This is a genomic window from Streptomyces flaveolus (genome assembly GCF_000716535.1).
GTDB classification, from domain to species: Bacteria; Actinomycetota; Actinomycetes; order Streptomycetales; family Streptomycetaceae; genus Streptomyces; species Streptomyces flaveolus_A.
Window position 1 is genome coordinate 117615 of record NZ_JNWV01000009.1, and the last position, 21199, is coordinate 138813.

At 71.0% G+C, this 21199-nt stretch carries 23 protein-coding genes; 21 read left to right on the top strand and 2 right to left on the bottom strand.

Translation table 11 applies throughout. From position 1 onward, the window contains the following. The first annotated feature begins 37 nt into the window (after positions 1–37). From lepB (OO52_RS11400) to OO52_RS11450, 11 genes are all read left to right on the top strand, one after another. Positions 38–739, top strand: coding sequence for a signal peptidase I (gene lepB, locus OO52_RS11400; RefSeq protein WP_030649053.1), 702 nt, complete (start codon positions 38–40; stop codon positions 737–739). Continuing rightward, the gene (gene lepB / locus OO52_RS11405; protein WP_030649050.1) at positions 732–1823 is read left to right on the top strand and encodes a signal peptidase I; all 1092 of its coding nucleotides are present in this window, start codon (positions 732–734) and stop codon (positions 1821–1823) included. The genes lepB (OO52_RS11400) and lepB (OO52_RS11405) overlap by 8 nt, the downstream gene beginning before the upstream one ends. Next, a complete protein-coding gene (gene lepB, locus OO52_RS11410; protein ID WP_167347937.1) occupies positions 1711–2730 on the top strand; it encodes a signal peptidase I in 1020 nt (339 codons plus the stop codon). Before lepB (OO52_RS11405) ends, lepB (OO52_RS11410) begins: the two co-directional genes overlap by 113 nt. A 65-nt stretch (positions 2731–2795) precedes the next feature. Further along, entirely contained in the window at positions 2796–3584 is a 789-nt protein-coding gene (gene lepB / locus OO52_RS11415; RefSeq protein ID WP_030649043.1) for a signal peptidase I, read from the top strand. Continuing rightward, positions 3574–4110 carry an NUDIX hydrolase gene (locus OO52_RS11420; protein WP_030649041.1) on the top strand — a complete coding sequence of 179 codons (537 nt, stop codon included), beginning with the start codon at positions 3574–3576 and terminating at the stop codon, positions 4108–4110. The genes lepB (OO52_RS11415) and OO52_RS11420 overlap by 11 nt, the downstream gene beginning before the upstream one ends. A 56-nt stretch (positions 4111–4166) precedes the next feature. Further along, positions 4167–4475: a DUF2469 domain-containing protein gene (locus OO52_RS11425; RefSeq protein WP_014675276.1), complete on the top strand. Its 309-nt coding sequence runs from the start codon at positions 4167–4169 to the stop codon at positions 4473–4475. Positions 4476–4594: 119 nt separating this feature from the next. Continuing rightward, entirely contained in the window at positions 4595–4960 is a 366-nt protein-coding gene (locus tag OO52_RS11430; RefSeq protein WP_030649037.1) for a YraN family protein, read from the top strand. Continuing rightward, complete coding sequence (locus OO52_RS11435; RefSeq protein WP_030649034.1) at positions 4961–6586, top strand: YifB family Mg chelatase-like AAA ATPase; 1626 nt, start codon at positions 4961–4963, stop codon at positions 6584–6586. Continuing rightward, positions 6583–7743 (top strand): DNA-processing protein DprA, encoded by a 1161-nt coding sequence (gene dprA, locus OO52_RS11440; protein ID WP_030649032.1) that lies wholly within the window; start codon positions 6583–6585, stop codon positions 7741–7743. Before OO52_RS11435 ends, dprA begins: the two co-directional genes overlap by 4 nt. A gap of 323 nt (positions 7744–8066) precedes the next feature. Beyond that, positions 8067–8909, top strand: coding sequence for an RNA polymerase sigma factor WhiG (gene whiG / locus OO52_RS11445; RefSeq protein ID WP_030649029.1), 843 nt, complete (start codon positions 8067–8069; stop codon positions 8907–8909). A 64-nt stretch (positions 8910–8973) separates the two neighbouring features. Beyond that, the gene (locus OO52_RS11450; protein ID WP_030649026.1) at positions 8974–9531 is read left to right on the top strand and encodes a TetR/AcrR family transcriptional regulator; all 558 of its coding nucleotides are present in this window, start codon (positions 8974–8976) and stop codon (positions 9529–9531) included. Positions 9532–10021: 490 nt separating this feature from the next. Here OO52_RS11450 and OO52_RS11455 read toward each other — a convergent pair whose 3' ends face one another. Beyond that, positions 10022–10591, bottom strand: coding sequence for a M23 family metallopeptidase (locus tag OO52_RS11455; protein WP_106971972.1), 570 nt, complete (start codon positions 10589–10591; stop codon positions 10022–10024). A gap of 274 nt (positions 10592–10865) precedes the next feature. Between OO52_RS11455 and rpsB the strand changes: the two genes are divergently transcribed. The 8 genes from rpsB to OO52_RS11495 all read left to right on the top strand — a co-directional run bounded on the left by rpsB (position 10866) and on the right by OO52_RS11495 (position 18137). Further along, positions 10866–11741: a 30S ribosomal protein S2 gene (gene rpsB, locus OO52_RS11460; protein ID WP_030649021.1), complete on the top strand. Its 876-nt coding sequence runs from the start codon at positions 10866–10868 to the stop codon at positions 11739–11741. A gap of 151 nt (positions 11742–11892) precedes the next feature. Further along, positions 11893–12729: a translation elongation factor Ts gene (gene tsf, locus OO52_RS11465; protein WP_030649019.1), complete on the top strand. Its 837-nt coding sequence runs from the start codon at positions 11893–11895 to the stop codon at positions 12727–12729. A gap of 215 nt (positions 12730–12944) precedes the next feature. Continuing rightward, a complete protein-coding gene (gene pyrH, locus OO52_RS11470) occupies positions 12945–13703 on the top strand; it encodes a UMP kinase (RefSeq protein WP_030649017.1) in 759 nt (252 codons plus the stop codon). A gap of 176 nt (positions 13704–13879) precedes the next feature. Next, positions 13880–14437: a ribosome recycling factor gene (frr, locus tag OO52_RS11475; protein WP_030649014.1), complete on the top strand. Its 558-nt coding sequence runs from the start codon at positions 13880–13882 to the stop codon at positions 14435–14437. Further along, complete coding sequence (locus tag OO52_RS11480) at positions 14437–15582, top strand: phosphatidate cytidylyltransferase (protein WP_106971969.1); 1146 nt, start codon at positions 14437–14439, stop codon at positions 15580–15582. The genes frr and OO52_RS11480 overlap by 1 nt, the downstream gene beginning before the upstream one ends. Before the next feature lie 666 nt (positions 15583–16248). Then, positions 16249–17496 carry a cytochrome P450 gene (locus OO52_RS11485; RefSeq protein ID WP_030649009.1) on the top strand — a complete coding sequence of 416 codons (1248 nt, stop codon included), beginning with the start codon at positions 16249–16251 and terminating at the stop codon, positions 17494–17496. A 64-nt stretch (positions 17497–17560) separates the two neighbouring features. After that, positions 17561–17746, top strand: a complete 186-nt coding sequence (locus OO52_RS11490; RefSeq protein WP_030649007.1) for a hypothetical protein — start codon at positions 17561–17563, stop codon at positions 17744–17746. An 88-nt stretch (positions 17747–17834) separates the two neighbouring features. Continuing rightward, positions 17835–18137: a hypothetical protein gene (locus OO52_RS11495; protein ID WP_030649005.1), complete on the top strand. Its 303-nt coding sequence runs from the start codon at positions 17835–17837 to the stop codon at positions 18135–18137. A gap of 53 nt (positions 18138–18190) precedes the next feature. On the opposite strand, the gene OO52_RS11500 is transcribed toward OO52_RS11495, so the two are convergent. Next, positions 18191–18481, bottom strand: a complete 291-nt coding sequence (locus OO52_RS11500) for a MazG nucleotide pyrophosphohydrolase domain-containing protein (RefSeq protein WP_030649003.1) — start codon at positions 18479–18481, stop codon at positions 18191–18193. A gap of 293 nt (positions 18482–18774) precedes the next feature. On the opposite strand from OO52_RS11500, the gene rlmN reads away from it, so the two are divergent. Both rlmN and OO52_RS11510 read left to right on the top strand, forming a co-directional pair. After that, positions 18775–19881: a 23S rRNA (adenine(2503)-C(2))-methyltransferase RlmN gene (gene rlmN / locus OO52_RS11505; RefSeq protein ID WP_030649000.1), complete on the top strand. Its 1107-nt coding sequence runs from the start codon at positions 18775–18777 to the stop codon at positions 19879–19881. Between the two features lie 211 nt (positions 19882–20092). Continuing rightward, positions 20093–21166, top strand: coding sequence for a thiamine ABC transporter substrate-binding protein (locus tag OO52_RS11510; protein WP_030648998.1), 1074 nt, complete (start codon positions 20093–20095; stop codon positions 21164–21166). Positions 21167–21199: the final 33 nt, after the last annotated feature.

Consider the following 21199-nt stretch of genomic DNA (forward strand, 5'->3'; position numbering starts at 1 on the left):
CGTCCGTCACAGCGGAGCCGGATAGCATCTGGCTCCGATGGACACCGAAGCACAGCCGACGGAACGCGACCGCTCCTCCGCCCCCGGTACTCCGGGGGCGGAGGGCCGGTCGCGTTTCGCGTTGGTGCCGCGGCTAGCCGAGTGGCTGCCCGGCGGCAGGATCACCCTCACGCTCTTCCTCTGCCTGGCGTTCCTGCTGGCCCTCAACGCCTTCGTGGCGCAACCGTTCGAGATTCCGAGCGGATCCATGGAGCAGGGATTGAGGATCGGCGACCGCGTTCTCGTAAACAAGTTGGCGTACCGTTTCGGTGCCCAGCCGCGCCGCGGCGACGTGATTGTGTTCGACGGCACCGGGTATTTCGGGGACGCCGACTACATCAAGCGCGTCGCCGGTGTGGGGGGAGACCATGTGGTCTGCTGCGACAAGAAGGGAAGGATCGAGGTGAACGGCCGACCGGTCGACGAGACGGCGTTCCTCTATCCCGGGGACAGCGCCTCCAGCGTGCCCTTCGACGTCGTCGTGCCCTCGGGCCGCCTCTTCGTCCTCGGCGACCACCGCAGCGACTCCAGCGACTCCCGCGACCACCTCGGCTCGCCCGGCGGCGGCATGATCCCCGTCGGGGACGTCATCGGCCGGGCCGACTGGATCGTGTGGCCGTACCGCCACTGGACGCATCTGACCCGGCCGCCCGCCTACGCGCGCGTGCCCGCCGCCCCCGCGGGGGGCGCCCATGGGTAACCGCGGCAAGCCGCGCGGGGTGCCCAGCACGCCCGCCGACAACCTGCTGCCCACCGGGGCGCGCCGCACCTCCGCGCCCGGCGGTGGCCGCACGCGCGCGGAGCGCCGGAAACTGCAGCGCAAGGTCAAGCGCAAGCGCAGACGGTCGGCCGTCCGGGAGATCCCCCTCCTGGTCGGTGTCGCCGTCCTCATCGCGCTCGTCCTGAAGACGTTCCTCGTGCAGGCGTTCGTGATCCCCTCCGGGTCCATGGAGGAGACGATCCGCATCGGCGACCGGGTCCTGGTCGACAAGTTCACCCCGTGGTTCGGCTCGAAGCCGCAGCGCGGGGACGTCGTCGTGTTCCACGACCCGGGCGGCTGGCTCCGGGACGAGCAGACCGCCAAGAAGCACGACCCCGTCGTCGTCAAGCAGTTCAAAGAAGGCCTCACCTTCATCGGCCTGCTGCCGTCGGACAACGAGAAGGACCTGATCAAACGGGTCATCGGAGTCGGCGGCGACCACGTCAAGTGCTGCGACGCCCAGGGCCGCGTCACGGTCAACGGCGTCCCGCTCACCGAGGGCGACTACCTCTACCCGGGGGACGTGCCCTCCACCATGCCCTTCGACATCACCGTCCCCAAGGGCCGGCTGTGGGTGATGGGCGACCACCGGGGCAACTCCGCGGACTCCCGGTCCCACCAGAACACGGCCTACGGCGGCACGGTCTCGGTGGACTCGGTGGTCGGCCGGGCCATGGTCATCGGCTGGCCGGTCGGTCACTGGACGCGCCTGGAAGAACCTAAAACCTTTGCAAGCGTCAGCGACTCGGCGCCGGGGACGACCGCTGGTCCCCAGGCGTCGCATAGGGTTGCTTCCGAGAATCCGAACGGAATGACCCGACTCCCGACCCCTGCGGAACTCCCGCTCGTTATGGGAGTGGTGGGCCTGCGCCGTGTGTGGGGCAGGCGGCGGCACAGAGTGAGGAGTTGGCGTGGGGGATGTTGCGGTTGGCGCACGGTCGGGACACGACGGCGAGGAGCACCGCGGGCACCCCGTGGAACCGGACGGTCCCGTACCGGGCAGCGCCGTGAGCTCCGGGAATGACGCGGCGGCGGGCGGCGAGGGCACGCCGGAGGGCGAGCCGGAACCGCGCGGCGACGGCCCGGGCGCGGGCGCGGCGGCCGTGCGGCCGAACAGGCCGCGGTCCTTCTGGAAGGAACTGCCGATCCTGATCGTCATCGCGCTGGTCCTGGCGCTGCTGATCAAGACGTTCCTGGTGCAGGCGTTCTCGATCCCGTCCGACTCGATGCAGAACACCCTCCAGCAGGGCGACCGGGTGCTGGTCGACAAGCTCACGCCGTGGTTCGGGTCCAAGCCCGAGCGCGGTGAGGTCGTCGTCTTCCACGACCCGGACAACTGGCTGGCGGGCGAGCCGACGCCGACGCCGAACCCGGTGCAGAAGGTCCTCAGCTGGATCGGCCTGATGCCGTCGGCGGAGGAGAAGGACCTGATCAAGCGCGTGATCGGGGTCGGCGGCGACACGGTCGAGTGCAAGGGCAGCGGCCCGCTGAAGGTCAACGGCAAGGCGCTGAACGAGCCGTACGTCTACCCGGGCAACACGCCGTGCAGCGTGGACGACCAGGGCGGCCAGTTCAAGGTGAAGGTCCCCAAGGGCTTCATCTGGGTGATGGGCGACCACCGCCAGAACTCCCGTGACTCCCGGTACAACCAGTCCGACAAGAACCACGGCATGGTCCCGGTCGACAAGGTCGTCGGCCGCGCGATCGTCAAGGCCTGGCCGATCAACCGCTGGGGCACCCTGCCGATCCCGGACACCTTCGACCAGCCCGGCCTGAACGAGCAGTCCAGCGCCGCCGCGTCCCTGACGGCGGCCCCCGAGGGCATCGCCGTCGCGGCGGTCCTGCCCCTGGTGGTGTGGCGGCGCAGGCGCGCGGACCGCTCGGAGTCCGAGAACGCGGAGCTCACGCACGTGGAGTCCAAGAAGCGGTAAGCAGCCGCCCAGGCTTGGGGAGAGGGGCTGCCCCTGTTCGGTACCGCCGGGTAGGGTGCGGGTCCATGGGTGGCGAGAGCATGACGCGTACGGCCCCGCAGGGCGGCGGCACCGGCACGGCACAGGCCGGAGGCGGCAGCCGGCTCGGGCAGCGGCTGTCCGGACTGGCCGTGGCGCTGGGTCTGGTGCTGTTCCTCGGCGGCTTCGCCTGGGGAGCGCTGGTCTACCGGCCGTACACCGTGCCCACCAGCTCGATGACCCCCACCATCGACGCCGGTGACCGGGTGCTGGCCCAGCGTGTCGACGGCGACGAGGTGCGGCGCGGTGACGTGGTCGTCTTCGAGGACAAGACCTGGGTCAGCAACGCCAAGGTGGTCAAGCGCGTGGTCGCCGTGGGCGGGGACACCATCTCCTGCTGCACGAACGGCAAGCTGACCGTCAACGGCAAGCAGATCGACGAGCCGTACCTGCCCGAGGGCAGCCTCGCCGAGATCAAGAACTTCGCCACGGTGACCGTCCCGGAGGGCCGGCTGTTCCTCCTCGGCGACGAACGCCAGGGCTCCCTGGACTCCACCGCCCACCTCACCGACGCCGCCCAGGGCACCGTGTCCCGTGACGCCGTCTCCGCCCGCGTGGAGGCCGTGGTCTGGCCCTGGAAGGGCGTGCTGAAGCGCCCCACGGGCTTCGAGACGCTCGGCGCCCTCTCCGAGCCCGGCCCGCTGCGCACGATCGAGCTGCTGATCGTGGCCGGCGCGGTCCTGGTCCTCGGCGGCGGCGCCTACGGCCCGATCGCGGGCCGCGTGAGCCGCTCCCGCGCCCGCACGGCCCGTCCGGAGACGGCCGGTGTCCGCTGAGGCCACGCGGCCGGCGGGGAAGTCGTACGAGGACGACGGCGGGGCCGGCCTGCGCAAGGTGGCCCGGGTCGTGCTCCTCGACCCCGAGGACCGCATCCTGCTCCTGCACGGCCACGAACCGGACGACCCGGCCGACGACTGGTGGTTCACGCCCGGCGGCGGCCTGGAGGGCGCCGAGACGCGCGAGGAGGCCGCGCTGCGGGAACTCGCGGAGGAGACCGGAATCACCGACGTCCAACTCGGCCCCGTGCTCTGGCGGCGGCGGTGCTCGTTCCCGTTCGCGGGCCGCCGCTGGGACCAGGACGAGTGGTACTACCTGGCCCGCACGACCCAGACGGTCACCGCGGCGACGGGGCTGACGGAGCTGGAGCGGCGCAGCGTCGCCGGAGCGCGCTGGTGGACGTGTCAGGAACTGACCCGGGCACGTGAGACGGTGTATCCGACCAGACTCGCCGAGCTGCTGCGCACGCTGCTCGTCGAAGGTCCCCCCGCCCGGCCCGTGACCCTCGACACGGAAATCGTCTGAGGGTTCCCGGGACTGGCGCACAATGGGGGGATCGCACGGCTGAAGGGGAACATGCCATGAGCGCCGAGGACCTCGAGAAGTACGAGACCGAGATGGAGCTGAAGCTCTACCGGGAGTACCGAGATGTCGTCGGTCTGTTCAAATACGTGATCGAGACCGAGCGGCGGTTCTACCTCACCAACGACTACGAGATGCAGGTGCACTCGGTACAGGGCGAAGTGTTCTTCGAGGTCACGATGGCCGACGCCTGGGTCTGGGACATGTACCGGCCGGCTCGTTTCGTGAAGCAGGTCCGGGTGTTGACGTTCAAGGACGTGAACATCGAGGAGCTGAACAAGAGCGATCTCGAGTTGCCGGGCGGGTGATCCGCGGGCGGCCCGGGGCGGCTCGGGGTGACGGGGTTTTCCACAACCGCTGAGTAGTCCCCCAAGATCAACACCGTTCGGCCGGATGCGTGACCGTTGGCGCCGGAGGTGGTGCCGACATGAGCAAGGCACGCAACGGACTCGGCAAGTACGGCGAGGACCTGGCCGCCCGGCGGCTGGCCGAACAGGGAATGACGATCCTGGAGCGCAACTGGCGCTCCGGCAGGTCCGGTGAGATCGACATCGTGGCCAGGGACGGCGACGCCCTGGTCGTCTGCGAGGTGAAGACCCGCAGGGGCGGCGGCTACGAACACCCGATGGCCGCGGTGACCCCCGAGAAGGCGGCCCGGCTCCGCACCCTCGCCGAGCACTGGATCCAGGCCCACGGAGGAGCCCCACCGGGCGGCGTCCGCATCGACCTCGTCGGGGTCCTGCTGCCCCGCCGGGGCGCCCCGTCCGTCGAGCACGCGCGGGGGGTGGCCTGAATGGCATTCGCCCGTACGTGCTCGGTCGCCCTGGTCGGCGTCGAAGGCGTGGTCGTCGAGGTCCAGGCCGACCTCGAACCCGGAGTCGCGGCCTTCACCCTGGTCGGCCTCCCGGACAAGAGCCTGACGGAAAGCCGCGACCGGGTGCGGGCGGCGGTGGTGAACTCGGGCGGCGAATGGCCCCAGAAGAAGCTCACCGTCGGACTCAGCCCGGCCTCCGTCCCCAAGGCCGGATCGGGGTTCGACCTGGCCGTCGCCTGCGCGGTGCTCGGTGCCGCCGAACGGATCGATCCCCGGGTCCTCGCCGACATCGTCATGATCGGAGAGCTGGGCCTGGACGGCCGGGTACGCCCGGTCCGGGGCATCCTGCCGGCCGTCCTCGCGGCGGCCGACGCCGGGTACGAGCAGGTGGTCGTGCCCGAGTGCGCCGCCGCGGAGGCCTCGCTGGTCCCCGGTGTGTCCGTGCTGGGCGTCCGCAGCCTGCGGCAGCTCATCGCGGTCCTGACCGAGGAGCCCGTCCCCGACGAGACACCGGACGAGCTGGGACGGCCCGATCCCCTCCTGGCGGGACTGCGCGTACCGGGGACAGGCGCCGCCACCGGCATGCACAGCATCGGCGCCGCGCACCACGACCACGATCACGACCTGGCCGACGTCGTCGGACAGCGCTCCGCCCGTACGGCGGTGGAGGTGGCCGCGGCCGGCGGGCACCACCTGTTCCTGGAGGGGCCGCCCGGTGCGGGCAAGACCATGCTCGCGGAGCGCCTGCCCGCCGTGCTTCCCCGGCTCACCCGGGAAGAGTCGATGGAGGTCACGGCCGTTCACTCGGTCGCCGGGCTGCTGCCCCCGGGCAAGCCGCTCATCGACATCGCCCCCTACTGCGCCCCGCACCACTCGGCGACGATGCAGTCACTCGTCGGCGGCGGCCCGGGTGTCGCCCGGCCCGGCGCGGTGTCCCTCGCCCACCGCGGCGTGCTGTTCCTGGACGAGGCGCCCGAGTTCCACAGCCAGACCCTGGACGCCCTGCGACAGCCACTGGAGTCGGGGCACGTCGTCATCGCGCGGAGCGCCGGTGTGGTCCGGTTCCCGGCGCGGTTCCTGATGGTCCTGGCGGCCAACCCCTGCCCCTGCGGACGCTTCTCGCTCCACGACTCGCTGTGCGAGTGCCCGCCGTCGACGATCCGCCGCTACCAGTCCCGGCTGTCCGGCCCGCTGCTGGACCGGGTGGATCTGCGCGTCGAGGTCGACCCGGTCACCCGCGCCCAGCTCACCGCGCCCGGCGCCCGAGGAGAGTCCACGGCGACCGTGGCCGACCGGGTGCGGCAGGCCCGGGAGCGGGCGGCGGCCCGCCTCGCCGGCACCCCGTGGCGCACCAACAGCGAAGTGCCCGGCCGCGAACTGCGCAGCCGGTACCACGCCGCCGCCGGAGCCATGGACGACGCCGAACGCAACCTGGAGCGGGGCGTGCTCACCGCCCGCGGCATCGACCGCGTCCTGCGCGTCGCCTGGACGGTCGCCGACCTCGTCGGACACGACCGCCCGGACGCCACCGACGTCGCCCTGGCCCTGCAACTGCGCACCGGCGTCCCCCGCGGGGTACCGATGGCCATCGGAGCGCTGACATGACCGGAGAGGACCACCCCCGCGACGAACTGCTCGGGCGGGTGTTTCTCGGGCGGGTCGTCGAGGCGGGGGATGAGGTCGGTGGGCGGTGGGTGCGGGAGTTCGGGGTGGCGGAGGTGGTGCGGCGGCTGCGGGATGGCGGGGACGCGTTGCCGGGGGTGAGCGGGACCCGGTGGGCGGGGCTCGTCGCGCGGGCCCGGCGGGCCGAGCCGGAGCGGGATCTGGAGCTGGCCCGGGCCGCCGGAGCACGGTTCGTCCGCCCGGGAGACACCGAATGGCCCCGGCAGCTCGACGACCTCGGGGACGCGCGGCCCCTCGGGCTGTGGGTGCGGGGCCGGCCGAACCTGCGGATGTGGGCGCTCCGGTCCGTGGCCGTGGTCGGCGCCCGCGCCTGCACCGAGTACGGCGCCCACGCCGCGGCCACCCTCGCCTCCGGCCTCGCCGAGCGCGGCTGGGTGGTCGTCTCGGGCGGGGCGTACGGCATCGACGGCGCCGCCCACCGCGGCGCCCTCGCCACCCACGGCGCCACCGTGGCCGTCCTGGCCTGCGGCGTCGACCAGCCCTACCCCCGCGGCCACGCCGCGCTGATCACCCGCATCGCGGAACAGGGACTGGTGGTGGGCGAGCTGCCGCCGGGCGATCATCCGACACCCAGCCGCTTCATCCTGCGCAACCGGGTCATCGCCGCGCTGACGAGGGGCACCGTCGTCGTGGAGGCGGCCTGCCGCAGCGGCTCGCTGGCCACCGCGCGGGCCGCGCAACGCCTCGGCCGGTTCACCATGGGCATCCCCGGCCCGGTCACCAGCGCCCTCTCCGCCGGCGTGCACGAACTGTTGCGCGGAGAGGCCACCCTGGTCACCGATGCCGCGGAGGTCATCGAACTCGTGGGCGACATGGGGGAGCTGGCGCCGGCCCGACGGGGCCCCGTCCTCCCGCGTGACCTGCTGCAACCCGCCGCCCGGACCGTGCTCGCCGCCCTCCCCGGCAACAGCGCGGCGCCCGCCGAGGAGATCGCGCTCGGCGCGCGCACCACGCGGGACGAGGCGATCGCGAGACTGTACGAACTCCGAGCACTTGGTTACGTCGAACGACACGGCGACGGCTGGAAGTTGACACGCCAGGCGATGATCTCGGTCCGGGACGGTCACCGTCCGTGCTGACCGACCGTGTTCGGCCGTCCGGGGGAACCCCCGACGCCCTTGGCGTTTCCCGGAGTTGGCGCATCCGGCCGGTCACACAGAGCGAGCCCCGGCGTGGGGTCACCCGACCGGCGCGAGCGCCCCGCGCACGGGTGGCGCAGCCCTGTTCGCACACCGCGACTCCTCAGTCACGCTACGCTCACGAAGGCGGTGGCGCAGATCGCGCCAACCCCACATCAGACCGTCACCCCACCCAGGCAGCCCCACTTCATCCCAGGAACCCCGCCTCCACCCACTTCACGGCACTTCACGGCACTTCACGGCAGAACGGCACAAGGCGACGAATGCCCCAGCACACCTCCGGGTCCGACCGGGCGGCGATCCCCCCAGCCGCCCGCGACGGTGGCAGCGTGCGACCGCCCGCTCCCTCGACGCTCGACGAGCTGTGGCGGTCGTACAAGGCGACGGGGGACGACCGGCTGCGGGAGCAGCTGATCCTGCACTACTCGCCGCTGGTCAAGTACGTGGCCGGCCGGGTCAGCGTCGGGCTGCCGCCCAATGTGGAGCAGGCCGACTTCGTCTCCTCGGGCGTGTTCGGGCTGATCGACGCGATCGAGAAGTTCGACATCGACCGGGAGATCAAGTTCGAGACGTACGCGATCACCCGGATCCGCGGCGCGATGATCGACGAGCTGCGGGCGCTGGACTGGATCCCCCGCTCGGTCCGGCAGAAGGCGCGGAACGTCGAACGCGCCTACGCCACCCTGGAGGCGCGGCTGCGGCGGACGCCGACGGAGGGCGAGGTCGCCGCCGAGCTGGGCATGGAGGTCGACGAACTGCACGCCGTGTTCAGCCAGTTGTCGCTGGCCAACGTCGTCGCCCTGGAGGAGCTGCTGCACGTCGGCGGCGAGGGCGGGGACCGGCTCAGCCTGATGGACACGCTGGAGGACACCGCCGCCGACAACCCGGTGGAGGTGGCCGAGGACCGGGAGCTGCGGCGGTTCCTGGCGCGGGCGATCAACACGCTGCCCGAGCGGGAGAAGACCGTGGTCACCCTGTACTACTACGAAGGGCTCACTCTCGCCGAGATCGGCAACGTGCTCGGGGTCACCGAGAGCCGGGTCAGCCAGATCCACACCAAGTCGGTGCTCCAGCTGCGGGCCAAGCTGGCGAGCTTCGGGCGCTGACTCCTCCCTTCCGGGATGGGCTGTCCGTAAAGTGGTCGACGTGCCAAGGATTCGAGCGGCCTCCGTGGCCGAACACCGGTCGATGCAGCGAGCCGCCCTGCTGGACGCGGCTCGGTCCCTGCTGTCCGAGGGCGGGACGGAGGCGCTGACCTTCCCCGCGCTGGCCGAGCGGACGGGGCTGGCGCGCTCGTCCGTGTACGAGTACTTCCGGTCCCGGGCCGCCGTGGTCGAGGAGCTGTGCGAGGTCGACTTCCCGGTATGGGCGGCGGAGGTCGCGGCGGCGATGGAGCGGGCCGGGACGGCCGAGGGCAAGGTCGAGGCGTACGTGCGGCAGCAGCTCGCGCTGGTGGGGGACCGGCGGCACCGGGCGGTAGTCGCCATCTCCGCGAGTGAGCTGGACGCCGGTGCCCGGGAGAAGATCCGGGCCGCCCACGGGGGGCTGGTCGCGATGATCGTCGAGGCGCTGCGGGAGCTGGGACACGGGCAGCCGCGGTTGGCGGCGATGTTGCTGCAGGGGGTCGTGGACGCGGCGGTACGGCGTATCGAGCTGGGCGCGGCCGAGGATCCCACGGTGGTGACGGACGCGGCCGTGGCCATGGCTCTGCGGGGCGTGAGGGGCTGAGCCCCGCCGACGCCGGTCGTGGGGTGGGGCCGCTTCCCGTCGCCGGCAGGGTGGCGCGCAACGAGGCCGACGGCACTGCAGCGCCCCGAAATGGGCGCGGGGGACTGCGCGAGCCCCCGCGACGGGTCTGCGGCCGGCTCGCGACGGTGGGTGACCAAGGCGGGTGGTTGGTCCGCGGCCGTGGCGGCCTCAGAGGGCACGGGGCTGACTCGCGTCCGTAGCGACCCCGCGGCTACCGCGCTCGGGGCTCGCGAGCGTACAACCGGCAGCGGCCTCGACAGCCCCGCGGCTACCGCACAGCGCAGGACCCCGTGAGCGCACAACCTGGCAGTAGCTCGCCAGCCCTGGGTCACAGCACAGCAGGACCCCGTGAGCGCACAACCTGGCAGTAGCTCGCCAGCCCTGGGTCACAGCACAGCAGGACCCCGTGAGCACACAACCAGCAGCAGCTCGCCGGTCCGGCCTGCGGCTAGGGCCCAGTCGGACCCCGCTACGGCACAACCGGCAGTAGTCTCGACGGCCCTCCGCCCAGCAGCCACGGTGGTAACACGGACAGCGGATTCACGTACGTGTCGCCCCGCAGCAGACCCCAGTGCACGCACGTCCGTGTCCCGCAGTGGGACCCCGTCGGCTCGACCACCCCGACCACCGCCCCGGCCTCCACCTCCTCCCCTTTCCGGACCGAAGCCCGCACCGGCTCGTACGTCGTCCGCAGATCCGTGCCCCGCAGCTCCACCGAGACCACCCCCCTGCCCGCCACCCGCCCCGCGAACAGCACCCGGCCCGGTGCGATCGCCCGTACGGGCGCCCCGGCCGCCGTTCCCAGGTCCACCCCGCGGTGCCCGGGGCTGTACACCGTCGCCGGTGGCTCCCAGCCGCGCAGGACCGGTGGGCGGACGCCGACCGGCCAGGCGCGGGCCACGGGCGGCACGGGGGCCGTCGGAGCGGGTGCCGGCACCACGGGAGGCGTGTCCGCCCAGGCCAGAGGCATGAGAAGAACCGTCGCCAACCCCAGCGGCAGCGCCGGCCACAGCAGCGCGCATCGCATCGTTCGTCGCATGCCGACACCGTCCCGCACACCCGCCGATCACGGCCTGATCCTGTGGACCACTCGCCGGTTGTGGACAGCGGCGTCACCCGCCGCCTCGCCGGTCCCGTACACTTCTTCTGGCGATCCGGGTCACCGGGTCGACTTCGCACGCCCCGGTAAGGCAGCCGGCAACGGTTCCTACCAAGCGCCCCTCGGTCCCTCGTGGCACGGCGCATCGCGGGCGTCAGGCGCGGCCGCCGTCCGGCGGACGCGGCACAACCGAGAACACCAAGGAGAAACGGCCATGGCCGTCGTCACGATGCGGGAGCTGCTGGAGAGCGGCGTCCACTTCGGTCACCAGACCCGTCGCTGGAACCCGAAGATGAAGCGCTTCATCTTCACCGAGCGCAACGGCATCTACATCATCGACCTGCTCCAGTCGCTGTCGTACATCGACCGCGCCTACGAGTTCGTCAAGGAGACCGTCGCCCACGGCGGCACGGTCATGTTCGTCGGCACGAAGAAGCAGGCGCAGGAGGCCATCGCCGAGCAGGCCACCCGCGTCGGCATGCCCTACGTCAACCAGCGCTGGCTGGGCGGCATGCTCACCAACTTCTCGACCGTCTACAAGCGTCTGCAGCGCCTCAAGGAGCTGGAGCAGATCGACTTCGAGGACGTCGCCGCGTCCGGTCTGACCAAGAAGGAGCTTCTCGTGCTCTCGCGCGAGAAGGCCAAGCTGGAGAAGACCCTCGGCGGTATCCGCGAGATGCAGAAGGTGCCCAGCGCCGTCTGGATCGTGGACACCAAGAAGGAGCACATCGCCGTTGGTGAGGCCCGGAAGCTGAACATCCCGGTCGTCGCGATCCTCGACACCAACTGCGACCCCGACGAGGTCGACTACAAGATCCCGGGCAACGACGACGCGATCCGCTCCGTCACCCTGCTCACCCGCGTGATCGCCGACGCCGTCGCCGAGGGCCTCATCGCCCGCTCCGGCGTCGCCACCGGCGACAAGGGCGAGAAGGCCGCGGGCGAGCCGCTCGCCGAGTGGGAGCGCGACCTGCTCGAGGGTGAGAAGAAGGACGAGGCTCCGGCCGCCGAGGCTGCTCCGGCCGCCGAGGCCCCGGCCGCCGAGGCTCCGGCTGCCGAGGCGCCAGCCGCCGAGGGCGAGCAGGCCTGACCGTCAGCGTTGACGGCGGGGGCGGCGACATGAAGTCCGCCCCCGCTGTTCACCCGTAGGTCAGAGGCGGGTCAGAGATCTGCATCCAGATGTAGAACGCAGACCCCCCTGATCTTCGATCCTCCAGACTTCGAGAAAGACTCACAGACTCATGGCGAACTACACCGCCGCCGACGTCAAGAAGCTCCGTGAGCTGACCGGCGCCGGCATGATGGACTGCAAGAAGGCGCTGGACGAGGCCGAGGGCAACGTCGAGAAGGCCGTCGAGGCGCTGCGCATCAAGGGCCAGAAGGGCGTCGCCAAGCGCGAGGGCCGCTCCGCCGAGAACGGCGCCGTGGTCTCCATCATCGCCGACGACAACTCCTCCGGTGTCCTGGTCGAGCTGAAGTGCGAGACGGACTTCGTCGCCAAGGGCGAGAAGTTCCAGGCCGTGGCCAACGCCATCGCCGAGCACGTCGCGAAGACGAACCCGGCCGACCTTCAGGCCCTGCTGGCCTCCGAGATCGAGCCCGGCAAGACCGTCCAGGCGTTCGTGGACGAGGCCAACGCCAACCTCGGCGAGAAGATCGTCCTGGACCGCTTCGCGCAGTTCTCCGACGGCTACGTCACCGCCTACATGCACCGCACGATGCCCGACCTGCCCCCGCAGATCGGTGTCCTGGTCGAGCTCGACAAGCCGAACGCCGAGGTCGCCAAGGGCGTCGCCCAGCACATCGCCGCCTTCGCGCCGAAGTACCTCTCCAAGGAGGACGTGCCGGCCGACGTCGTCGAGTCCGAGCGCCGCATCGCCGAGGAGACCACCCGCGCCGAGGGCAAGCCCGAGGCCGCGATCGGCAAGATCGTCGAGGGTCGTCTCAACGGCTTCTTCAAGGACGCCACGCTGCTCGGGCAGCCGTACGCGCTCGACAACAAGAAGTCGGTCCAGAAGGTGCTGGACGAGGCCGGTGTCACCCTGAAGCGCTTCTCGCGCATCAAGGTCGGCATCTGAGTCCGTACCGCGATCGACGCGCGACCCCCGGAGAAATCCACGAGGAAATCCCGATAGGGTCGACGGCAGTCGTCCGCGCACACCGCCACACCCAGGCGTGGGGCGGACGGCAGCAGATCTGACGAGGAGGCCATTGCCGCGCATGGGAGCGAAAAGCAACCCCATCGGCAATGGCCTTCTTCGTATGTGCAACACGTGAAAGAGTTGGGATCCCCATGACCACCAAGGCCCAGAAGAGCGACGACGGCAAAGTACGCGGCCGGTTTCTGCTGAAGCTGTCCGGAGAAGCCTTCTCCGGTGGCGGGGGACTGGGCGTCGACCCGGACGTGGTGCACAAGATCGCCCGCGAGATCGCGGCCGTCGTGCGCGACGGCGCCCAGATCGCGGTCGTCATCGGCGGCGGCAACTTCTTCCGCGGCGCCGAACTCCAGCAGCGCGGCATGGACCGTGCCCGCTCCGACTACATGGGCATGCTCGGCACCGTGATGAACTGCCTCGCCCTCCAGGACTTCCTGGAGAAGGAGGGCATCCAGTCCCGCGTGCAGACCGCGATCACCATGGGCCAGGTCGCCGAGCCGTACATCCCGCTGCGCGCCGTGCGCCATCTGGAGAAGGGCCGCGTGGTCATCTTCGGCGCCGGTATGGGCATGCCGTACTTCTCCACCGACACCACCGCCGCCCAGCGCGCCCTGGAGATCGACGCCGAGGCACTGCTCATGGGCAAGAACGGCGTGGACGGGGTCTACGACTCCGACCCCAAGACCAACCCCGACGCCGTCAAGTTCGACGCCCTCGGCTACGGCGAGGTCATCACCCGCGACCTCAAGGTCGCCGATGCCACCGCCATCACGCTGTGCCGCGACAACAAGCTGCCGATCCTCGTCTTCGAGCTTCTCACCGAAGGCAATATCGCCCGCGCCGTCAAGGGTGAGAAGATCGGCACGCTGGTGGGTGACCAGGGCAGCCGGGACTGACCCGGGATCAACCCGGCCGGTGAAGTGCGGCCCTGTGAGGGGGCCGGACCCCGGCCGGGGGATGGACAATGTCCTGCCGGTCGGGAACCGTGCAGGAAGAAGACGCGACGCAGCCGGCCGCCGACCGACCTCAGGAACCGCAGCCGGGCCTTACTCAAGACACGCAGGAGCAAGTGGTGATCGAAGAGACCCTCCTCGAAGCCGAGGAGAAGATGGAGAAGGCCGTCGTGGTCGCCAAGGAGGACTTCGCCGCGATCCGCACCGGCCGTGCGCACCCGGCGATGTTCAACAAGATCGTGGCCGACTACTACGGTGCCGCGACGCCGATCAACCAGCTGGCCTCGTTCTCCGTGCCGGAGCCGCGCATGGCGGTCGTGACCCCGTTCGACAAGAGCGCGCTGCGCAACATCGAGCAGGCCATCCGCGACTCCGACCTGGGCGTCAACCCCAGCAACGACGGCAACATCATCCGTGTGGTGTTCCCCGAGCTGACCGAGGAGCGCCGCCGCGAGTACATCAAGGTCGCCAAGGGCAAGGGCGAGGACGCCAAGGTGTCCATCCGCTCGGTGCGCCGCAAGGCCAAGGACGCCATCGACAAGCTGATCAAGGACGGCGAGGTCGGCGAGGACGAGGGCCGTCGTGCGGAGAAGGAGCTCGACGACACCACGGCGAAGTACGTCGCCCAGGTGGACGAGCTCCTCAAGCACAAGGAAGCGGAGCTGCTCGAAGTCTGATGAGCGACTCTTCCTGGGGGGCGCCGCCATCGGCGGGCCAGGCCGGGTACTGGGGGCCCACCGGGGGTGGGTCCGCCCAGCCTGTCCCGGGGGCCGGCCCGGCGGGTCCCACGTACGATGCGCCTGAGGCGCAGCAGACTCGCCCCATGCCCATCGTGCCGGACGCCCCCGCGTATGGCGGAGGAGACCAGGACGACGACCGGGGGGCCGCTCGGCTGAGCGGCCCCCTGTTCCGAGACGAGACGTTCCAGGCCCGGGAACTCCCGGCCGAGACCCAGAACCCGGAGCCCATGCCCGACGTCCCGCAGCCGGCGCCAGCGCCGCAGAAGAAGAGCGCGGGCCGTGACCTGAGCGCGGCCATAGGCGTCGGCCTCGGGCTCGGTGTGGTGATCGTCGCGTCCCTGTTCATCGTCAAGGCCGTGTTCGTGGGCGTGATCGCGGTCGCCGTCGTCGTCGGCCTGTGGGAGCTGACCAGCAGGCTCCAGGAGCGCAAGGGCATCAAGGCGCCGCTGGTTCCGCTCGCGGTCGGCGGCGCGGCGATGGTCGTCGCCGGGTATGTGCGCGGGGCCGAGGGCGCGTGGGTCGCCATGGCCCTGACGGCGCTGGCCGCGCTGGTCTGGCGGATGACGGAGCCACCGGAGAACTACCTCAGGGATGTCACGGCCGGCCTCTTCGCCGCGTTCTACGTGCCGTTCCTGGCCACGTTCGTCGCCATGATGCTGACCGCCGACGACGGTCCCTGGCGGGTGCTCACCTTCCTGCTCCTGACGGTCGTCAGCGACACCGGTGCCTACGCGATCGGCTGGCGCTTCGGCAAGCACAAGCTCGCGCCGCGCATCAGCCCCGGCAAGACCCGCGAGGGGCTGCTGGGCGCGGTGCTGTTCGCGATGGTCGCCGGCGCGCTGTGCATGCAGTTCCTGATCGACGACGGGAGCTGGTGGCAGGGCCTGCTGCTGGGCCTCGCGGTCGCGGTCAGCGCCACGCTGGGAGACCTCGGCGAATCCATGATCAAGCGGGACCTGGGCATCAAGGACATGGGCACCTTGCTTCCCGGTCACGGCGGCATCATGGACCGCCTCGACTCGCTGCTGCCCACGGCTCCGGTGGTGTGGCTGCTGATGGTGATCTTCGTCGGCTCCGCGTGAGCGGCCGGTCTGCGTGAGCGGTACGGCTCTTCGGCCCCCGTCCTGAAAAAGGGCGGGGGCCGTCGTCGTACCGGGACACTCCGCACGCGGTACCCGGTAGCCCGGGCCCAGAAACTCCGCACCCGGATGCCGCAGCAGGAATCGGCGGCCGGTGCCGACGCGCGGCAGACTCCTCAGAGGACGGCCGTGCCATTGCCGCCCGGCGACACAGCAGGGAGTGAGCCGATGCCCGTCGACCCCACGCCCACGTCGGCGGACCCGGCGCCCACCTCGGCCGACCGGGCCGCGGGCGCTGCCGACCCAGCGCCCGTCTCGGCCCCCACCTGCGCCGATCCGGCCCGCGCTTTCGGTGACGCCGACCTGGCCGCCACCTGCGCCGATACTGCCCGCGCTTCAGGTGGCGCCGACCCCGCCTCCACCCCTGTCGGCCCGGCCCGCGCTTTCAGCGGCGCCGACCCAGCCGCCGCCTGCGCCGACCCGGCCTCAGCCCCTGTCGGCCCGGCCCGCGCTTTCAGCGGCGCCGACCCAGCCGCCGCCTGCGCCGATCCGGCCTCAGCCCCTGTCGGCCCGGCCCGCGCTTTCAGCGGCGCCGACCCAGCCGCCACCTGCGCCGACCCGGCCTCAGCCCCTGTCGGCCCGGCCCGCGCTTTCAGCCGCGCCGGCCCAGTGCCCACCTCCACCGGCCCGGCCCCTGCTCGTACCGCCTCCACCCCACCACCCCCGCCCGTCCGCTTCTGGCCCGTCGAGGATCTGCCCGCGCTCGCTCCCGATCCGTTCCTGGACGTGTTGTCGCGGGAGGAGCCGGTCGCGCGGATCAGGTTGCCGTACGGGGAGGGGTGCGCGTGGCTGGTCACCCGGTATGAGGACGTCCGGTTCGTCACCTCCGACCCGCGCTTCTCCCGGCAACAGGTCGTCGGCCGCGCGGTCACCACCATGCGCCCGGTGCCGGTGGCCTCGCAGACGGCGGGCCTGCAGTACGTCGATCCGCCCCGGCACACCCGGCTGCGGCGGGTCGTCGCCCGCGCGTTCACCGGGCGGAGCATGCGGCGGCTGCGACCGCTCGCGGAGCGCAGGGCCGCCGGTCTGCTCGACGGCATGGAACGTGCCGGTGCCCCGGCCGACCTCATGGAACACCTGCACGGCCCGTTCCCGATCGCCGTACTCCACGACTTCCTCGGCGTGGAGGAGAAGGACTGGCACCGCTGGGCCGCGACGGGCGAGGCCCTGCTGTCCGCGGGCGCAGAGTCGGAGGAGCGGGCCAAGGAGGCGGCCCGGACCACCCGGGCCCGGATCACCGAACTGCTCCGAAGGCGCCGAGAGGAACCCCGCGACGATCTGGCCGGCGTGCTGGCAGCGGCGGCCGCGGCCGGCGAGATCACCGACGACGAGGCGATCTCCCTCGCCACCGCCGTCCAGGTCAGCGGCGGCCACGCGGTCCGCAACAACAGCGGTTCGATGATGTACGCGCTGCTCACCCACCCCGGCCACCTGGAGCGGCTGCGCCGCGAGCCGGAGCTGCTGCCCCGGGCCGTGGAGGAGCTGTTCCGCTACGTCCCGCACCGCAACGGCGTCGGCATCCCCCGCGTCGCCACGGAGGACGTCGAGGTCGGCGGCCGGCTGATCCGGGCCGGTGACGTCGTCTACAACGCCTATCTCGCCGCCAACCGCGACCCCGAGGTCTTCCCCGACCCCGACGCCCTGGACTTCGACCGCGACAACCTCGCCCACGTGGCCTTCGGACACGGCCCGCACCACTGCCTGGCCGCCGTCATGGCCCGCATGGAGGCCGAGGTCATGATCGGCGCCGTACTCACCCGCTTCCCCGGCATCCGCCTGGCCGTGCCCCCGGAGGAGGTCGAGTTCCAGAGCCAGGGGCTGATCCGCGGACCGAGGACCCTGCCCGTGACGTGGTGACACCCCTGCCCGTGACGTGGTGACACGATCCGTGGCAAGGTACGCAGGAACACATGGGGGGAACATGATCTTTCTACTGCTCGGCGTCCTCGCACTCGTCATCGGCGGCTGCGTGTGCGTGGTGTGGGCCGAGCGCGGCGGCCCGCGCTGGGTCCGGATCGTCGCGGCCCTGACGCGCGGCGCGGGCGAGCTGGTGAGCAGCGCCCAGAAGAACCGGAGCCGGGGGAGCGGGGACACCGACGGGGACTAGGCCACCGTCCATGTCGCCTACAAGGCGCTGGAAGCGGAACGCCTGGTCACCGAAGCCGGCGATCTCGGCCGCCTGAAAGGATCTCACCGTGGCCGAATTCACGCTCAGCACCGCCAGTGGTGACGACTGGCCTGTCCTGCCGCGCGCTGACTTCCCGGCCGTCCTGCATCCCCGATCGTTCGAGTGTCACGCCATCAAGGGTGAGAGCGATCACTCCTTCCGTACGGGTGACGCCATGGTGTCGGCATCCTGGGAACTCGCAGGCACCTGGTACGTGTCCGTGGACGGCGCACCAGACCCTGACGCGGCGGATGCGATCGTCGCGGAGATGGCTCAGCAGCTCGGCGAGGCGACCGGCAAGACGGCGACCTGGTACCGGATCACCGACTAGGCCCTGGAAGCCTGGACCTCGTCCGCGCCGGGCTGGTACGCCGAACGAACCTCTCAACGACCCCCGCGCTCCATGATCCGGTCCAGCTTTGCCCGGACGTGGGCGCCGAGGTCGATGCCCATGAGCTGAGCCGTCACCGCGGTCGAGATGATCACGTCGGCCATCTCCTCGCCGACCTCGTCACACGTGGCCGGTCGCCGGGCGTGACCCTCGTGGCGGCGGATCTGCTGCACCGCTTCGCCCATCTCCTCCGCCATGCACAGGGCGTTGAGGACGGGCGCCAAATCGCCGTTCCGGGCCCGTACGTTGTCCGCGATCTTCGCGATGCGCTGGTCGTCGAGCACGTCCCATCCCCTGCTAGAGGCCTTGGCGGCTGAGGCCTGGATTCAACCACGGAGGCTCCGCCGTCCTCCAGGACCTCTGTACAGAACGACCCGATGGTGTGCACGCAGCTTTCGCCTACCGTCTCCCCGACGGGCCCTGGAACGCCGGCCGCACACGACGGGTGGCGTGCAGCCGATGGGTGATCTCCGCTGGGCCGTCCCTGGGACGTCGAACGCCGTTCAGCGGCGACCTCCAGCTCGTAGCGGGCCGCAGCCCCAGGCCACCCAAGTCGATCTGCGACACTGGAACCACCATGCCCAAGCCCGGAGAACTCACTTTTGTCGCGCCGCGCGGAGCCAAGAAGCCGCCGCGGCATCTCGCCGACCTCACGCCCGCCGAGCGCAAGGAAGCGGTGGCCGGGATCGGTGAGAAGCCGTTCCGTGCCAAGCAGCTCTCGCAGCACTACTTCGCGCGGTACGCGCACGACCCGGAGCAGTGGACCGACATCCCCGCCGGTTCCCGCGCCAAGCTCCAGGAAGCGCTGTTCCCGGAGCTGATGACCGTCGTCCGGCATCTGTCCACCGACCAGGGGACCACGCGCAAGACGCTGTGGCGGCTGTTCGACGGGACGCTGGTCGAGTCCGTGCTCATGCGGTACCCGGACCGGGTCACCATGTGCATCAGCTCGCAGGCCGGGTGCGGTATGAACTGCCCGTTCTGCGCGACCGGGCAGGCGGGGCTGGACCGGAACCTGTCCACCGCCGAGATCGTCCACCAGATCGTGGACGGCATGCGGGCGCTGCGGGACGGGGAGGTGCCCGGCGGGCCCGCGCGGCTGTCCAACATCGTCTTCATGGGGATGGGCGAACCGCTCGCCAACTACAAGCGGGTCGTCGGCGCCATCCGGGCCCTCACCGACCCGGCCCCGGACGGGCTCGGCCTCTCGCAGCGCGGGATCACCGTCTCCACCGTCGGGCTGGTGCCGGCCATCCACCGGTTCGCCGACGAGGGCTTCAAGTGCCGGCTCGCGATCTCCCTGCACGCCCCCGACGACGAGCTGCGCGACACCCTCGTCCCGGTGAACACGCGGTGGAAGGTGCGCGAGGTGCTGGACGCCGGGTTCGAGTACACCGAGAAGTCCGGGCGCCGGCTGTCCATCGAGTACGCGCTCATCCGCGACATCAACGACCAGGCGTGGCGGGGGGACAGGCTCGGGCGACTGCTCAAGGGCAAGCCCGTGCACGTCAACCTCATCCCGCTGAACCCGACGCCGGGATCGAAGTGGACCGCCTCACGGCCGGAGGACGAGAAGGCGTTCGTGGAGGCCATCGCCGCGCACGGCGTGCCCGTCACCGTCCGGGACACCCGTGGTCAGGAGATCGACGGGGCCTGTGGTCAGCTCGCGGCCACCGAGCGGTAATCTGACCGGGTCCACACATCTTCATATTCCGACAGGGGAGCGCCACAGCGCTGAGAGTGCGGCACCGGGCCGCAGACCCTCTGAACCTCGCCCAGGTCATTCTGGGTAGGAAGTTCGGTCATCACTCAAGCTGTTGCACCCTGCCCGGGCCTCCCCAGCGGAGCCCGGGCAGGGCCGCGTCTCTTCCTGGCCAACCCCAGGAGGACATCCAGTGCACAACAAGACCTTCGTGGCCGTGGCGGTCGGGCTCGGCCTGATCGGCCTGTCCGCGTGCGGTTCCGGCGGGAGCGAGTCGTCCGCCGACTCCAAGACCGTGACCCTCGTCAGCCACGACTCGTGGGCCGTCTCCAAGAACGTGCTGAAGGACTTCGAGAAGCAGTCCGGGTACAAGGTGCGGGTGCTCAACGACGGCGACGCCGGCCAGGCCGTCAACAAGGCCATCCTCACCAAGGACAACCCGCAGGGCGACGTCTTCTTCGGCGTCGACAACACCCTGCTGTCCCGGGCCCTCGACAACGGGCTGTTCCAGCCGTACACGGCCAAGGGCCTCGACCAGGTCGGCGCCTCGTACCAGCTCGACAAGGGCAAGCACCGGGTCACGCCCGTCGACTACGGCGACATCTGCGTCAACTACGACAAGGCGTGGTTCAGCAAGCACCGGCTGGCCCCGCCGCAGACCTACGCCGACCTGGCCAAGCCCCAGTACAAGAACCTCCTCGTCACCGAGAACGCGGCCACCTCCTCGCCCGGCCTCGGCTTCCTGCTCGGCAGCGCCGCGCGGTTCGGGGACAAGGGCTGGCAGGACTACTGGAAGAAGCTCAAGGCCAACGGCGTCAAGGTGGTCGACGGCTGGGAGCAGGCCTACTCCCAGGAGTTCTCCGGCTCCACCGGTGGCAAGAAGGCGGGCGGCGACCGGCCGCTCGTGGTGTCGTACGCCTCCTCCCCGCCCGCCGAGGTGATTTACGCGAAGAAGCGGCCCGCCACCGCCCCGACCGGCGTGGCCACCGGCACCTGCTTCCGGCAGATCGAGTTCGCCGGGCTGCTCGGCAACGCGAAGAACCCCGAGGGTGCCAAGGCGTTCATCGACTTCCTGGTCTCCAAGGAGTTCCAGGAGGACATGCCGCTGAACATGTTCGTCTACCCGGTCGTGAAGGGGGCCGCCGTGCCCGCCGACTTCACGAAGTACGGTCCGGCCGCCAAGGATCCCGAGACCATGGCCCCCGACAAGATCGCCGCCAACCGCGACCAGTGGGTCAAGTCGTGGACGTCACTCGTCCTGAGGTGACCGCCCGCACGAGGGACAGGCGCGGGAGCGCGG